Origin of the sequence: Streptomyces murinus (assembly GCF_002154555.1) — a bacterium.
Taxonomy (GTDB): Bacteria; Actinomycetota; Actinomycetes; order Streptomycetales; family Streptomycetaceae; genus Streptomyces; species Streptomyces murinus.
Genome location: NZ_MUNF01000953.1, coordinates 219 through 501 on the forward strand (window position 1 = coordinate 219; position 283 = coordinate 501).

Here is a 283-nt window from a genome sequence, read left to right on the forward strand (position 1 = left end):
GGGTGCGCCGGGAGACCGGGGCCACCATCCGCGACCTGGTCCAGGCGATCCCGTACCTGAACTCGTACATGGACATCCGCCGGTTCACCTCGCAGGCGCCCTCCGGTCTGGAGATCATCGCCAATGACGTGGACCCGGCCGTCTCGACCACGTTCAACGACGAGGACTACCGGCGCGCGATCGATGTGCTCGGCCGCCAGTACCCGATCATCCTCACCGACTCCGGCACCGGTCTGCTGTACAGCGCCATGCGCGGGGTGCTCGACCTCGCCGACCAGCTGAT

General features: G+C 67.5%; 1 protein-coding gene. It reads left to right on the forward strand.

The features are described 5' to 3' along the window. The coding region (locus tag CCN72_RS36860) for a MinD/ParA family ATP-binding protein (RefSeq protein WP_425276207.1) at window positions 1-283 on the forward strand (283 nt) is incomplete at both ends.